Genomic DNA, 13,538 nt, shown 5'->3' on the forward strand with positions numbered 1-13,538 from the left:
GAGCTTGTGTTTCAAATAATGGAAGGCAGTCCTTCGCTGTTCGAAGCGCCTTCATATCGAACGATGAAGGTGTGGGAGGAAAGAAAAATGATTCCAGTCATTCTGTCCGGGGGCAGTGGTTCCCGGTTGTGGCCATTGTCACGCAAGTTGTATCCCAAACAATTCCTGAGCCTGGCCGGTGAAGGATCACTCTTTCAACAAACCCTGCAGCGCCTGGCGTTCAACGGTATCGGCAAACCGATCGTCGTGTGTAATCAGGAGCATCGCTTTCTCGTCAACGAACAACTTGCCGCCATCGGCTGCACGCCGCAGGCGATCCTGCTCGAACCCTTCGGTCGCAACACCGCACCGGCGGTGGCGCTGGCAGCCCTCAAGCTGATTGCCGAGGGCCGCGATGAGCTCATGTTGGTCCTTCCGGCCGACCATGTGATCAGCGACGTCCCCGCCTTGCGCGCCACGCTGGAACACGCAGAGCAAGAGGCGCTCAAAGGCAATCTGGTGCTGTTCGGCATTCCGGCGACGCGTCCGGAAACCGGCTTCGGCTACATCAAGGCCGACTGCAGCGATGCGGATGCCCATGCCTTCAAGGTCGAGCAATTTATCGAAAAACCCGACCAGCAAACCGCCGCCGAATTTGTCCGCTCCGGCGAATACTTCTGGAACAGCGGCATGTTCCTGTTCCGTGCCAGCCGCTACCTCGAAGAGCTGCGCACTCACGAACCGGACATGTACGACACCTGCGTGATGGCCCTGGAGCGCAGCCCCAGCAGCGAAGGCGTGACCAGCATCGATCGCGTCACCTTCGAATGCTGCCCGGACAACTCCATCGACTACGCGGTAATGGAACGCACCCACCGCGCGTGGGTCGTCCCGCTCAGCGCTGGCTGGAGTGACGTCGGTTGCTGGTCGTCGCTGTGGGATGTGCACGAAAAGGACACCGACGGCAATGTGCTCAAGGGCGATGTCGTCAGCTACAACAGCCGCAATTGCTTCGTCCATGGCAGCAGCAAACTGGTGACCTTGCTCGGGGTGGAAAACCTCGTCGTGATAGAAACCGAAGACGCACTGATGGTCGCGCACCGCGACACCGTGCAAGACGTGAAAAAACTGGTGAACGCGCTCGACGCCCAAAATCGCTCGGAAACCCAGAACAACTGCGCGGTGTATCGCCCCTGGGGCAGTTACCACTCGGTGGACAACGGCATCCGCCACCAGGTCAAACACATCACCGTCAAACCGGGCGCGCAACTGTCCCTGCAAATGCACCACCACCGTGCCGAACACTGGATCGTGGTCTCCGGCACGGCCCAGGTGACGTGCAATGAAAAAGTCTTCCTGCTGACGGAAAACCAGTCCACCTACATTCCGATCGCTTCGGTGCATCGGCTGGCCAACCCCGGGAAAATTCCGCTGGAGGTGATTGAGGTGCAGTCCGGAAGCTATTTGGGTGAGGATGATATTGAGCGGTTGGAGGATGTTTATGGGAGGAACCAGCAGGTCAAGAATTGAGCCCATTCAGTAACCCCACCGAATACCATGAAGAGGTTATCAATTAAACAGTAACTTGTCGGATGCACTTTGAGTGGTTACGCTGAGCCTTATCAATCCAGGCTTTAGCGGACATCCTCATGAATAGCACTCCCCGTGGACCGGCCCTCTTCGTCGCCGACGCCGCCGCTCTCGATTTCCTGAACTCGATAGCAACGCCGGTCGATGAACCCGTCGACTGGATCGACGACGGCAACGGCTGGCTGGACTGGCTGAAACAATCGGGCTGGGTGGAAGACGAGATACTGCAACGGCTTCAGGCACAAGCGATGCCTGGCGAGCTGGAAACCGTCGCGGCGCAGGCACGGTCATTGCGCGAGTGGTTTCGCGGTTTTGTCCTGAAATACAAAGGCCAACCGCTTGAAGCCTCGGCCCTGAAAGAGCTCGACGCCTTGAATCGCTTGCTCGAACGGGACGAAAAATACACCCAGATCACGCTGCAGAACGGCGAAACACCAAAGCTCGCCTGGGAACTGAAACGCCGCTGGCGCAGCCCGGATTCCCTGCTGTTGCCACTGGGCGAAGTGCTCGCGCAGTTCGTCAGCGAGGAAGATTTCACCAACGTAAAATGTTGCGAAGGACCGAGCTGCACCCTGATGTTCGTCGACCACACCCGTGGCAGAAAACGCCGCTGGTGCAGCATGGCGGTCTGCGGCAACCGAGCGAAAGCAGCGGCCCACCGCGAACGGCAAAAGAAAATCATCGATGCTTGAGGGCGAAAAATAATAACCTATCAAAATCATTTTGACAGGTTACTTTGTTCGTGCCAGATTTAATCTCGAAAACCGGCTTGATCTCATCCATGCGGTTACGAGGCCAATCATCATGACCAGCACCACTGCACCCATCCGCTACACATTTGCCGACGTCGACGGCGTTCGCGTCTTCTACCGGGAGGCAGGAGAACCGGCCAAGCCGACCCTCCTCCTGCTCCACGGGTTTCCCAGCTCATCCCACCAGTTCCGCCAACTCATCCCGCTGCTGTCGGCACACTTCCACATCATCGCCCCGGACCTGCCCGGCTTTGGATTCACCCAAGTGCCTGCCGAGCGCAAATACGCGTACACCTTCGACGCGCTGGCAGAAACGCTGGGGCATTTCGTCGAGACCCTGGGACTGAAACGCTACGCGATGTACGTCTTCGATTACGGCGCACCGACCGGCCTGAGACTGGCAGTCAAATACCCCGACAGAATGACCGCACTGATCTCGCAAAACGGCAACGCGTATCTGGAAGGATTGGGCGATGCCTGGGCACCGATCAGAGCCTACTGGGCAGAACCGTCGGCCGAAAATCGCCAGGTCATCGCCGACGCAGTCCTGCACCTGGAAGGCACGCGCTGGCAATACGAACATGGCGTCAGCACGCCTGAACTCATCGCCCCCGAGTCCTACACCCTCGACGCGCTGCTATTGGAGCGGCCGGGCAACAAAGACATCCAGCTCGACCTGTTCCTGGACTACGCGAACAACCTCAAACGCTACCCGGACTTTCAGCGCTTCTTCCGCGAGACCCAACTGCCAACCCTGGCCATCTGGGGCCAGAACGACCCCTTCTTCATCCCGCCTGGCGCAGAGGCGTTCAAACGCGACAACCCCAATGCCGTAGTCGAACTACTCGACACCGGACACTTCGCCCTGGAAACCCACGTCGACTACATTGCGAAGCGAATCATCGAAGTGATTGGTCACGCGGCATAAAGGGATCACAGGCGGACGCAACAATGCGCCCGCCTACATCTCCCCTGTGGGAGCGAGACCGGCTTGCCGGCGATGAGGCCCTCACATTCAACACAAACATTCACTGTCACACCTTTCAGCCCACTCGATTTCACAAACCTGACATCCGAAAAACGTGTAGGAATTTACCTTTTGTAACGAGGGGAATTGTTCCCAGTAAGCAGCGAATCGACCCCAAAACCTGCCCCCGATTTCCCACGGCACTCCACCCCCCTCGGAATGCCGTGAAAACCCCGTAAACAGTGGCATTGAGCCTTGTCACAACAAGCGCCAAAGCGTCCTACAGCCCGGTTGTGAGCGCCAAAATCGCAGCTTATAGTTTCCCCCGTCGCTGCCATTGTCGGTGACCGGGATTCGCAGCCCAAAAGAGAAGACACCGAAGACCGCCAGACCCGCGCAGCCGACCCCCGTCGGTAAACGAGTAATGGCGATTGTGATTCATCTTTCTAGGACTACATCCATGTCGACCCAACATCCGCCCCGCCGCTTCACCCCCATGTCCCAATTCGCCACCGACTACCCCGTGCTAGTCATCGACAGCCACGCCCCAATCCGCGAACTGCACAACGTCGTCAGCGAACGCCTGAACGCCGTCCTCCCCTACCTCCAGCTCATGGGCTGCACCAGCCTCCCCGACTACGCCGAAAACGACATCAACACCGTCGCCAACATCGCCCGGATTTTGCTCCAGGACGTGAGTGATGTTTTTCGGGTGATTGAGCAGCGGGGGTTTGATACCTCCAAAGGTCAGTGAACGAATTTCACACAAAAAGCCCGCGTTAGATGCGGGTTTTTCTTGCCTCATAAATCCTCAACTGGGCGATGTGCAAGAAGTCATTTCGACCCGCACATAGCTTTTCATCAGCAAGGAGTAGCCAGTAGGCTACAACCAGGACTATTATCGAAAAGAGAGAAATCAACATTCACAACACGCCCGAGTTTGATAAATGGCTGGGTGATGTGACGGACGGCCTGGGAAAGGCAGCTATCTTGAGCCGCTTGGACCGCGCCAAAGATGGCCATTTCGGGGATTGCGAAGCGGTGGGTGGCGGTATGAGCGAAATGCGTGTTTTTGTTGGTCCTGGCTACAGAATCTACTTTGTGCGCACCGGGATGACCGACTACACGATGCTCACTGGAAGCGATAAAACGGATCAAGCGCGAGGCATCAAACGAGCTAAACAGATCCTTGATGCTATGAAAGGTAAATGACATGAGCGAACCGACATTCAATCCCGAGGATATGCCTATCCTCAATCTCGACACTTCTGGCACAAGTCGTCACGAAGCCTCCCGCTTCCTCGACAGCCCGGAAATAATGGCTGCTTACATTGCTGAAAGCATGAAGGCAGGTGACACGGCATTGGTTCGTGCACTGGGTGAAGTTGCAAAAGCTATAGGCGTAAACAAAGTCGCCCAGGAAGCAGGGGTCAACCGCGAAAGCCTTTATAAGGTGCTTAAAGGTGGAACGAAAACGCGATTTGAGACAATCCGAAAGCTGATGACAGCGATAGGCCTAGAACTCACCGTACGCCCGATATCGACGCCAGTCGCAGCCCCAAGCAATCCCAGACCTACTGCTGAAAAATCCGCTGCCCGGCCTACTGCTGGCAAACCGAAGTCCAGAGTTGCGGTAACCAAAGTTGCTATCAAACCAGTTCCAGCCTAAACCGGTTGTTTGTTGCCAGGTTCCGACGAAAAAAGGTGAAAAAAAGGTGACAGATCTATTTATTCAAATAGATCTGTCACCTTTTAGGTCTAAAAATCAGCCGGACGCGCTTGATCCAGAGTTATTGGAGGACGCCGTCAATCCAGCAATGCGACTTTCTTCAGCAATTCGTAAAGGCCATCAGGCACCAACAGTGCTTCATCAGTAAAGCTCGCACAAGGAAGCCACTTCGCAACGAAGGCCGCACCATCGCTTTCTTGAGCATTCAAGTGCGACAACTCATAGACACTGGCATCCACAAACTTCGCGTCGTACACCTGCACGATTTCGTGCCCTGGTGTGCCGTTATACGTAAAGAGGCTTTCAAGCGTGCCGAGCAAGCGAACATCGGTGATGGGCAAACCGAGTTCTTCCTGTACTTCTCGTACAACGGCTTGGGCACTGGTTTCACCGAATTCGATTCCGCCACCGATTGGGCGGAAGAATGGCTTTTCAGTGATGGGGTCGCGAGCTTCGTTGACCAGTATCTTGCCGTCGTGATGGAAGATACAGAGTGCGAGGGGGCGGATGCGGGGTGTGGTCATGATGTGAAGTCCATTTACTTTGAAAATTCCTGAAGCAGCTGCTTCCATTCGGCATGGGCGTTGGTCGCGGACGCAACCTCGGCAGCTGCGACAGGTTGGCGTCCGTTTTTGAGATCAGAAGTTCGCTGGGGTGTTGGCGCTGATGATTTCCGCTTCGTCCTGGCCGATGTTGCGAAACTTGTGCGGCAACGTCGTCGGGAAGTAGTAGCCATCCCCCGCGTTGAGCACACTAATCTGCCCATCCACCGTCAACTCAACCGTCCCCCGCGTAACCAACCCACACTCCTCCCCTTCCGAGTGCACAATCGGCTCTTCCCCTGAGCTCGCGCCCGGCGCGTATTGCTCGCGCAGCAGCCGCATCTGCCGGCTCGGCACCGAAGCGCCAATCAGCAGCAACCGCAACCCATGACGCCCGAGATCCGGCTGTTCATTGGCGCGGAACACGTATTGATGTTCACGCGGCGGCTGATCAAAGGTGAAGAAGTCCGCCAGAGACATGGGGATGCCTTCGAGCAGTTTTTTCAGGGAGCTGACGGAGGGACTGACGCGATTCTGTTCGATCAGGGAGATGGTGGCATTGGTGACGCCGCTACGCCGGGCCAGCTCGCGCTGGGAGAGTTTGTAGCTTTCGCGTACTAATTTGAGTCGTGAGCCCGTGTCCATGACAGCCTTATGCGAGGAAAACTTAAGGGTTATGGGGGTGGATGGCGGGCGACTTTTGGCCGCGAAAGTACCGCTTCCCTGTCCCGTAATTGTGAAAGGCGGGTATTAAATCACGTTTGGGGGTGTTGCTGTAGGCGCATGGTTATTGGTGATGGTGGTGGGTCAGTTGGCATTGATGGGGAACCGGATGGCGTCATCGCGAGCGGGCTCGCTCCCACAGTTTTTGACCTCTGCTGCACATACATTTTGTGCCTGCCATGGATCCAATGTAGGAGCAGAGCTTGCTCGCGAAGGCGGTGTGTCAGGCGGCATCGATGTCGGATGTGCCGCCGTCTTCGCGAGCAAGCTCTGCTCCTACAGGGTTGTGTTGGGTTAGATGCCGAAACGGTCGCGAAGCGCGTAGTACGCGGCGCCCATGGCGGTGAGCGGGGCCTGGAAGGTGCGGCCGCCGATCATTGGCATGTGCGGCAAGGATGCGAAAGCATCGAAGCGTTCAGCGTCGCCGCGGATCATTTCCGAGATCAGTTTGCCGGCCAGGTGCGAGCAGGTGACGCCGTGGCCGCTGTAGCCCTGCATGTAGTAGGCGTTTTTCTCGATGCGGCCGAATTGCGGCATGCGCGACATGGTCAGCAGGAAGTTGCCGGTCCAGCGGTAGTCGATCTTCACGTCCTTCAGTTGCGGGAAGGTCTTGAGGATTTTTGGCTTGATCAGTTGCTCGATGTCGTCCGGTTCACGGGCGCCGTAGACCACGCCGCCGCCATACAGCAAACGGTTGTCGGCGGTGAGGCGGTAGTAGTCGAGCAGGTAGTTGCAGTCTTCGACGCAGTAGTTGTTTTTGATCAGGCTGCGCGCAACCTTTTCCGACAACGGTTCGGTGACGACGATTTGCGAGCCGCACGGCATGCTTTTGGCGGTCACGCGATTATCGAGGCCCTGCGGCAGGTAGGCGTTGCCGGCGATCAACAGGTATTTGGCGCGGACCACACCTTTGGCGGTGCGCACGGTGATCGGTTCGCCGTAGGTGATTTCCACCGCCGCCGATTGTTCGTAGATTTTGCCGCCCAGGCCGATGATGGCCGAGGCTTCGCCGAGGGCCAGGTTCAGCGGGTGGATGTGGCCGCCCTGCATGTCGAGCAGGCCGCCGACGTAGTTGTCGCTGCCGACTTCGCGCTTGATGTCCGCGGCGTCGAGCATTTTCAGGTTCTTGTTGCCGTAGCGTTCCCAGCTGCTTTTCTGCTCGGCCAGGCCTTTGAGCTGCTTTTTGTTCAGCGCAGCGAAGATGCCGCCCGGCTTGTAGTCGCACTGGATGTCGTAGTGTTGTATGCGCTGACGGATGATGTCGGCGCCTTCAAAGATCATGCTGCCGAGGACTTCGGCGGTTCTGTCGCCGTAGCGCTCTTCGATGACATCGACGTCGCGGCTGTAGGAGTTGACCAGTTGGCCGCCGTTGCGACCGCTGGCGCCGAAACCGACTTTGGCGGCTTCGAGCACAGTCACGCTGTAGCCGGCTTCGGCAAGGAACAGCGCCGAGGACAAACCGGTGTAGCCGGCGCCGATGATGCAGACGTCGCAATCCACCGCTTGTTCCAGCACCGGGAAGTCGCCGGTGAAGTTGCGGGTTGCGGCGTAGTAGCTGTTTACATGCTTTTGTTCAACAGAGGCGTGTTTCATAGGTTTCTCCGATGGCCGCTGGCATGTGCCGGCGGCCGCCGTTGTAGAAGTATTAGAGCTTGATCCAGGTCGCTTTGAGTTCGGTGTATTTGTCGAACGCGTGCAGCGATTTGTCCCGACCGTTACCCGACTGCTTGTACCCGCCGAACGGCGCGGTCATGTCGCCGCCGTCGTACTGGTTGACCCAGACGCTGCCGGCGCGCAAGCCGCGAGCGAAGGTGTGGGCCTTGCTCAGGTTGCTGGTCCAGACACCGGCAGCCAGGCCGAAGATGCTGTCATTGGCGATGGCCAAGGCTTCTTCAGCGGTGTCGAAGGTGATCAGCGACAGCACCGGGCCAAAAATTTCTTCCCGGGCGATGGTCATGGCATTGGTCACGCCGTCGAAAATCGCCGGCTCCACGTACAGGCCGCCGGTGGCTTCGAGGGTGCGGCTGCCGCCCGCGATCAGTTGCGCGCCCTGGTCTTTGCCGACCTGGATGTAGCGCAACACGTTGTCCAGTTGACGCTGATCGACGACCGCGCCGACGGTGGTTTGCGGGTCCAAAGCATGCCCCGGTTTCCAGGCTTGCAGCGCTTCCACCAGCAGCGGAATGAACTGCTCGCGGATCGAACGTTCGACCAGCAAACGCGAACCGGCGGTGCAGACTTCGCCCTGGTTGAAAGCGATGCCGCTGGCCGCTGCCTGTGCTGCCGCGCGCAGATCCGGCGCATCGGCGAACACCACGTTCGGGCTCTTCCCCCCTGCTTCGAGCCAGACGCGTTTCATGTTGCTTTGGCCGGCGTAGATCAGCAGTTGCTTGGCAATCGCGGTCGAGCCGGTAAAGGCCAGCACGTCGACGTCCATGTGCAACGCCAGCGCCTTGCCGACGGTGTGGCCGTAGCCCGGCAGGACGTTGAACACGCCTTTCGGAATGCCGGCGTCCAGCGCTAATTGCGCGATGCGGATCGCGGTCAGTGGCGACTTTTCCGAAGGCTTGAGGATGAACGAGTTACCCGCCGCGAGGGCCGGGGCGAACTTCCAGCTGGCCATGATCAGCGGGAAATTCCACGGCACGATGGCGGCAACGACACCGGCAGGTTCGCGGGTGATGAGGCCGAGTTGATCGTGCGGCGTGGCGGCGACTTCGTCGTAGATCTTGTCGATGGCTTCGGCGCTCCAGCGGATCGCGTTGGCGGTCGCCGGGATGTCGATGTTCATCGAATCGTTGATCGGTTTGCCCATGTCGAGGGTTTCGAGCAGGGCGAGTTCTTCCCGGTTGGCCAGGATCAGGTCGGCGAAGCGGATCAAAGTGCGCTTGCGCTCGGCCGGGGCGAGATTAGCCCAGACGCCGGATTCGAAGGTGCGGCGTGCGACGGCAACGGCTTCGTTGGCGTCGGCTTCATCGGTGCTGGCGACATTGGCCAGGAAGCGGCCGTCGACCGGGCTGATGCATTCGAAAGTTTCACCGCTGAGTGCAGCGCGGTATTGGCCGTCGATGAAGGCGCGGTTTTCGATGGTTAGGGACTGGAAGCGTTGTTCCCAGTCGCTGCGAGTGTTTGTCATGGTTGTGACTCGACGCAGAGGAATAGGTAGTGGGACTGGAGCTGCTCAATCAATGGTTTGAAATGCAGTCCCCTGTGGGAGCGAGCCTGCTCGCGATAGCGGCGCATCAGTCAGCATTGATGCGCCTGATCCACCGCCATCGCGAGCAGGCTCGCTCCCACAGTTGATCGGGTTTCAGCCTGGATCCGGGTCAAGCCGTCAAACCGTGTGCAGGTACCAGTTGTACTCAAGGTCCGAAATGGAGTTTTCGAACTCGGCCAGCTCGCTTTCCTTGCACGCCACGAACACGTCGATGTACAGCGGGTCGATGTATTTGGCCATGACTTCGCTGTCGTCCAGCTCGCGCAATGCATCGCGCAGGTTGTTCGGCAGGCTTTGCTCGTTCTGCTCGTAGGAGTTGCCTTCCACGGGTGCGCCCGGCTCGATCTTGTTGGTCAGGCCGTGGTGCACGCCCGCCAGCACCGAAGCCATCAACAAGTACGGGTTGGCATCGGCACCGGCAACGCGGTGTTCGATGCGCACGGCATCGGAGGAACCGGTCGGCACACGTACCGCAACAGTACGGTTGTCGATGCCCCAGCTCGGCGAGTTCGGCACATAGAACTGCGCGCCGAAACGACGGTACGAGTTGACGTTCGGGCAGAGGAAAGCCATCTGCGCCGGCAGGGTCTCGAGCACACCGCCGATCGCGTGTCGCAGCGCGGCGTTCTGCTCGGGATCCTCGCTGGCAAAGATGTTGTTGCCTTCTTTGTCGAGAATCGAAATGTGCACGTGCAAACCGTTGCCCGCCTGGCCCGGATACGGCTTGGCCATAAACGTGGTGTCCATCTCGTGGTCGTAGGCGATGTTCTTCACCAGACGCTTGAGCAACACCGCGTAGTCGCAGGCCTTGATCGGGTCGTTGACGTGATGCAGGTTCACTTCGAACTGCGCCGGGGCGCTTTCCTTGACGATGGCGTCGGCCGGGATGCCCTGCTCTTTCGCACCTTCGAGGATGTCTTGCAGGCAATCGACGTATTCGTCGAGGTCGTCGATCAAATACACCTGTGTCGACATCGGACGTTTGCCGGAGACCGGCGAGCGTGGCGATTGCGGACGACCGTTCACGTTGTCCTGGTCGATCAGGTAGAACTCGAGTTCGAACGCAGCGCAAATGGTCAGGCCAAGTTCATCGAACTTGCGCACCACATTGGCCAGCACTTCACGCGGGTCGGCGAAGAAAGGTTCGCCTTCGAGTTCGTGCATGGTCATCAACAGTTGCGCGGTCGGGCGCTTCTGCCAAGGCTCGATGCTCAGGGTGCCAGGGATTGGATAGCAGATCCGGTCGGAGTCGCCGATGTCCAGACCCAGGCCGGTGCTTTCCACCGTGGAGCCATTGATGTCCAGGGCAAACAGGGACGCCGGCAGGTTGATGCCTTTTTCGTAGACCTTATGAAGACTGGTGCGCTCGATGCGCTTGCCGCGCACCACACCGTTCATATCCGCAATCAGAAGGTCGACGTACAAAACCTCAGGATATTTCTTAAGGAATGCGTTTGCTTCGTTGAGTTGAACGGCACGCAGAGGGACCGACATGATGCACCTATTAGCTGTTAATTATTATGTTCACCGCACTTTCTGGAGCCCAGTCAACCCGAACGGCAAAGTGAAGTCAATAGCGAACACTTGGCCTTTCATCCTTTATTTTTGGGACTTTTCTGGGCACGAGAGTGCCATATAGGCCCTCAACACCGCACAAAGACTAGCAATCGGACGTGCGGCGTTTAGAATTTTTTACATGAGAGTTGTTAATTAAAATCAACAAAGCTAAGCTCCTGAAAAACTCGTTCAAGGTCGAGGTGATAAAAATGGCATTCAAGCCATTGATCGGCGTTACAGCGTGCGTCAAACAGATTGGCCTGCACCCCTACCACATCAGCGGCGACAAGTACTTGCGTGCTGTCAGCGTCGCGGCTCTGGGGCTGCCCGTGGTCATTCCTTCCTTAGGCGAACTGACTGAAATCGAGGATGTGCTCGCGCATCTCGACGGTCTGTTGCTGACCGGTTCGCCATCGAATGTGGAGCCCTTCCACTATCAAGGCCCGGCCAGCGCTCCCGGCACGGATCACGATCCGGCGCGGGACGCCACTACCCTTCCTTTATTGCGTGCAGCCATTGCGGCGGGCGTTCCGGTACTCGGCATCTGCCGTGGTTTCCAGGAAATGAACGTGGCGTTTGGCGGCAGCCTGCACCAGAAGGTGCATGAACTGCCGGGCATGCTCGATCATCGCGAAGCGGACAGCCCTGAGCTGGCGGTGCAATACGCCCCGGCGCATGCGGTGACGGTGCAACCGGGTGGCGTGTTCGAAGCGCTCGAGTTGCCGACCGAGTTCATGGTCAATTCGATTCACAGCCAGGGCATCGACCGCCTCGCTCCCGGCCTGCGTGCCGAGGCGATTGCGCCAGACGGCTTGATCGAAGCGATTTCGGTGGACCACAGCCCGACCTTTGCGGTCGGTGTGCAATGGCACCCGGAATGGCAGGTGCTTTCGAATCCTCCTTATTTGAGTATTTTCCAGGCGTTCGGCGATGCATGCCGACGACGGGCCGCGCAGCGTAAAACCCGCTGACCCAAAACACCCATTTACTGCCCCCGCGAGTTTGGCGGGCGTGCCTTTGCGCGTCCGTGGCTCGCGAAAACAACACACTGCAATAACAACAAGTACGACCCAGGCAGCCAGGACGGCGGCGCCGAATAAGCCCGAGCGGTATGGATCAGGCGAGCGCAATCCTTTGTAGGAGCGAGGCTTGCCCGCGAAGGCGGTGTATCAGGCAACGATGATATCGACTGACATACCGTCTTCGCGGGCAAGCCTCGCTCCTACAGGGGGTTGCGCCAACCGAATGCCCCGGGCTTGCAATCCACTCTTAAGTCAGGCCGCGTTGGCCCGACGACTGAAACCTGTTGGGAGTTTCACATGGCAAACGCCTCCAGCATTTACAGGAAGGCTCTTGAAGGTCACCAGGCACCGAAAAAGGTGTTGGTGAAAGTCGACCGCGTCACCAAGAAATTCGACGAAACCACCGCAGTGGACGATGTTTCGCTTGAGATTCATCAAGGGGAAATCTTCGCCCTGCTCGGCGGTTCCGGTTCCGGTAAATCGACGCTGCTACGCATGCTCGCTGGCTTCGAGCGCCCGACCGAAGGGCGGATTCTGCTCGATGGCGTGGACATCACCGACATGCCGCCGTACGAGCGGCCGATCAACATGATGTTCCAGTCGTACGCCCTGTTCCCACACATGACCGTCGCACAGAACATTGCCTTCGGTCTCAAGCAGGACCGTTTGCCCGCCAGTGAAATCGACGCCCGCGTGGAAGAGATGCTGCGCCTGGTGCACATGACCCAATACGCCAAACGCAAGCCGCATCAATTGTCCGGCGGTCAGCGTCAGCGTGTCGCCCTCGCCCGCTCCCTGGCCAAACGCCCGAAGCTGTTGTTGCTCGACGAACCGATGGGCGCGCTGGATAAAAAACTGCGTTCGCAGATGCAGCTTGAGCTGGTTGAAATCATCGAGCGCGTCGGCGTGACCTGCGTCATGGTGACCCACGACCAGGAAGAGGCCATGACCATGGCCCAGCGCATCGCGATCATGCACCTGGGCTGGATCGCCCAGATCGGTAGCCCGGTCGACATTTACGAAGCCCCGGTCAGCCGCATGGTCTGCGAATTCATCGGCAACGTGAACGCCTTCGAAGGCACCGTTGTCGAGGACCTTGAAGGTCACGCGATCATTCACAGCAAGGATCTGGAGCAGAAGATCTACGTCGGCCACGGCGTCAGCACTTCGGTGGAGGACAAGTCCATCACCTACGCGATCCGTCCGGAAAAACTGCTGGTCAGCACCACCCAACCCGAGTCCCGCTACAACTGGTCCCTGGGCAAGGTGCATGACATCGCCTACCTCGGCGGTCACTCGGTGTTCTACGTCGAATTGCCTGGCGGCAAAGTCGTGCAGTCGTTCATGGCCAACGCCGAACGCCGTGGCGCGCGTCCGACCTGGGACGACAAGGTCTACGTGTGGTGGGAAGACGACAGCGGCGTGGTACTGCGCTCATGAAAACACTCAATCAGCGGTTC

General features: G+C 58.3%; 13 protein-coding genes. 8 read left to right on the forward strand and 5 right to left on the reverse strand.

The genetic code is table 11. The features are described 5' to 3' along the window. Window positions 1-87 precede the first annotated feature (87 nt). From ACM6IO_RS17745 to ACM6IO_RS17770, 6 genes are all read left to right on the forward strand, one after another. Window positions 88-1,509: a mannose-1-phosphate guanylyltransferase/mannose-6-phosphate isomerase gene (locus ACM6IO_RS17745; RefSeq protein WP_414911957.1), complete on the forward strand. Its 1,422-nt coding sequence runs from the start codon at window positions 88-90 to the stop codon at window positions 1,507-1,509. Between the two features lie 119 nt (window positions 1,510-1,628). Further along, entirely contained in the window at window positions 1,629-2,261 is a 633-nt protein-coding gene (locus ACM6IO_RS17750) for a CGNR zinc finger domain-containing protein (protein ID WP_192228295.1), read from the forward strand. Window positions 2,262-2,373: 112 nt separating this feature from the next. Next, window positions 2,374-3,249: an alpha/beta fold hydrolase gene (locus ACM6IO_RS17755; protein WP_414911958.1), complete on the forward strand. Its 876-nt coding sequence runs from the start codon at window positions 2,374-2,376 to the stop codon at window positions 3,247-3,249. Between the two features lie 499 nt (window positions 3,250-3,748). Beyond that, entirely contained in the window at window positions 3,749-4,042 is a 294-nt protein-coding gene (locus tag ACM6IO_RS17760) for a fructose-bisphosphate aldolase (RefSeq protein WP_207284517.1), read from the forward strand. Between the two features lie 143 nt (window positions 4,043-4,185). Then, window positions 4,186-4,500 carry a type II toxin-antitoxin system RelE/ParE family toxin gene (locus ACM6IO_RS17765; protein ID WP_253403897.1) on the forward strand — a complete coding sequence of 105 codons (315 nt, stop codon included), beginning with the start codon at window positions 4,186-4,188 and terminating at the stop codon, window positions 4,498-4,500. 1 nt (window position 4,501) lies between these two features. Next, the gene (locus ACM6IO_RS17770; RefSeq protein ID WP_414911959.1) at window positions 4,502-4,957 is read left to right on the forward strand and encodes an addiction module antidote protein; all 456 of its coding nucleotides are present in this window, start codon (window positions 4,502-4,504) and stop codon (window positions 4,955-4,957) included. Between the two features lie 137 nt (window positions 4,958-5,094). Here ACM6IO_RS17770 and ACM6IO_RS17775 read toward each other — a convergent pair whose 3' ends face one another. The 5 genes from ACM6IO_RS17775 to ACM6IO_RS17795 all read right to left on the reverse strand — a co-directional run bounded on the left by ACM6IO_RS17775 (window position 5,095) and on the right by ACM6IO_RS17795 (window position 10,993). Continuing rightward, complete coding sequence (locus ACM6IO_RS17775) at window positions 5,095-5,541, reverse strand: NUDIX hydrolase (protein ID WP_192228300.1); 447 nt, start codon at window positions 5,539-5,541, stop codon at window positions 5,095-5,097. A 114-nt stretch (window positions 5,542-5,655) separates the two neighbouring features. After that, window positions 5,656-6,204, reverse strand: a complete 549-nt coding sequence (locus ACM6IO_RS17780) for a cupin domain-containing protein (RefSeq protein WP_007946335.1) — start codon at window positions 6,202-6,204, stop codon at window positions 5,656-5,658. Window positions 6,205-6,576: 372 nt separating this feature from the next. Further along, window positions 6,577-7,875: an NAD(P)/FAD-dependent oxidoreductase gene (locus tag ACM6IO_RS17785; RefSeq protein ID WP_253403902.1), complete on the reverse strand. Its 1,299-nt coding sequence runs from the start codon at window positions 7,873-7,875 to the stop codon at window positions 6,577-6,579. A 52-nt stretch (window positions 7,876-7,927) separates the two neighbouring features. After that, complete coding sequence (locus tag ACM6IO_RS17790) at window positions 7,928-9,418, reverse strand: aldehyde dehydrogenase (RefSeq protein ID WP_414911960.1); 1,491 nt, start codon at window positions 9,416-9,418, stop codon at window positions 7,928-7,930. Between the two features lie 198 nt (window positions 9,419-9,616). Next, the gene (locus tag ACM6IO_RS17795) at window positions 9,617-10,993 is read right to left on the reverse strand and encodes a glutamine synthetase family protein (protein WP_008039000.1); all 1,377 of its coding nucleotides are present in this window, start codon (window positions 10,991-10,993) and stop codon (window positions 9,617-9,619) included. A 272-nt stretch (window positions 10,994-11,265) separates the two neighbouring features. Between ACM6IO_RS17795 and ACM6IO_RS17800 the strand changes: the two genes are divergently transcribed. Next, window positions 11,266-12,027 carry a gamma-glutamyl-gamma-aminobutyrate hydrolase family protein gene (locus tag ACM6IO_RS17800; RefSeq protein WP_008027209.1) on the forward strand — a complete coding sequence of 254 codons (762 nt, stop codon included), beginning with the start codon at window positions 11,266-11,268 and terminating at the stop codon, window positions 12,025-12,027. Between the two features lie 348 nt (window positions 12,028-12,375). Further along, on the forward strand, window positions 12,376-13,518 hold the full coding sequence (potA, locus tag ACM6IO_RS17805) for a polyamine ABC transporter ATP-binding protein (protein ID WP_414911961.1): 1,143 nt from the start codon (window positions 12,376-12,378) through the stop codon (window positions 13,516-13,518). Window positions 13,519-13,538 lie beyond the last annotated feature (20 nt).

This window comes from Pseudomonas sp. IT-P44, assembly GCF_949768225.1.
Lineage (GTDB): Bacteria > Pseudomonadota > Gammaproteobacteria > Pseudomonadales > Pseudomonadaceae > Aquipseudomonas > Aquipseudomonas migulae.

What these genes read in the sequence shown, in the direction of transcription:
- ACM6IO_RS17775 (WP_192228300.1), bottom strand. Translation starts at nt 5,541, where the DNA reads ATGACCACACCCCGCATCCGCCCCCTCGCACTCTGTATCTTCCATCAC.
- ACM6IO_RS17800 (WP_008027209.1), top strand. Translation starts at nt 11,266, where the DNA reads ATGGCATTCAAGCCATTGATCGGCGTTACAGCGTGCGTCAAACAGATT.
- ACM6IO_RS17760 (WP_207284517.1), top strand. Translation starts at nt 3,749, where the DNA reads ATGTCGACCCAACATCCGCCCCGCCGCTTCACCCCCATGTCCCAATTC.
- potA (WP_414911961.1), top strand. Translation starts at nt 12,376, where the DNA reads ATGGCAAACGCCTCCAGCATTTACAGGAAGGCTCTTGAAGGTCACCAG.
- ACM6IO_RS17745 (WP_414911957.1), top strand. Translation starts at nt 88, where the DNA reads ATGATTCCAGTCATTCTGTCCGGGGGCAGTGGTTCCCGGTTGTGGCCA.
- ACM6IO_RS17770 (WP_414911959.1), top strand. Translation starts at nt 4,502, where the DNA reads ATGAGCGAACCGACATTCAATCCCGAGGATATGCCTATCCTCAATCTC.
- ACM6IO_RS17790 (WP_414911960.1), bottom strand. Translation starts at nt 9,418, where the DNA reads ATGACAAACACTCGCAGCGACTGGGAACAACGCTTCCAGTCCCTAACC.
- ACM6IO_RS17755 (WP_414911958.1), top strand. Translation starts at nt 2,374, where the DNA reads ATGACCAGCACCACTGCACCCATCCGCTACACATTTGCCGACGTCGAC.
- ACM6IO_RS17750 (WP_192228295.1), top strand. Translation starts at nt 1,629, where the DNA reads ATGAATAGCACTCCCCGTGGACCGGCCCTCTTCGTCGCCGACGCCGCC.
- ACM6IO_RS17780 (WP_007946335.1), bottom strand. Translation starts at nt 6,204, where the DNA reads ATGGACACGGGCTCACGACTCAAATTAGTACGCGAAAGCTACAAACTC.
- ACM6IO_RS17785 (WP_253403902.1), bottom strand. Translation starts at nt 7,875, where the DNA reads ATGAAACACGCCTCTGTTGAACAAAAGCATGTAAACAGCTACTACGCC.
- ACM6IO_RS17795 (WP_008039000.1), bottom strand. Translation starts at nt 10,993, where the DNA reads ATGTCGGTCCCTCTGCGTGCCGTTCAACTCAACGAAGCAAACGCATTC.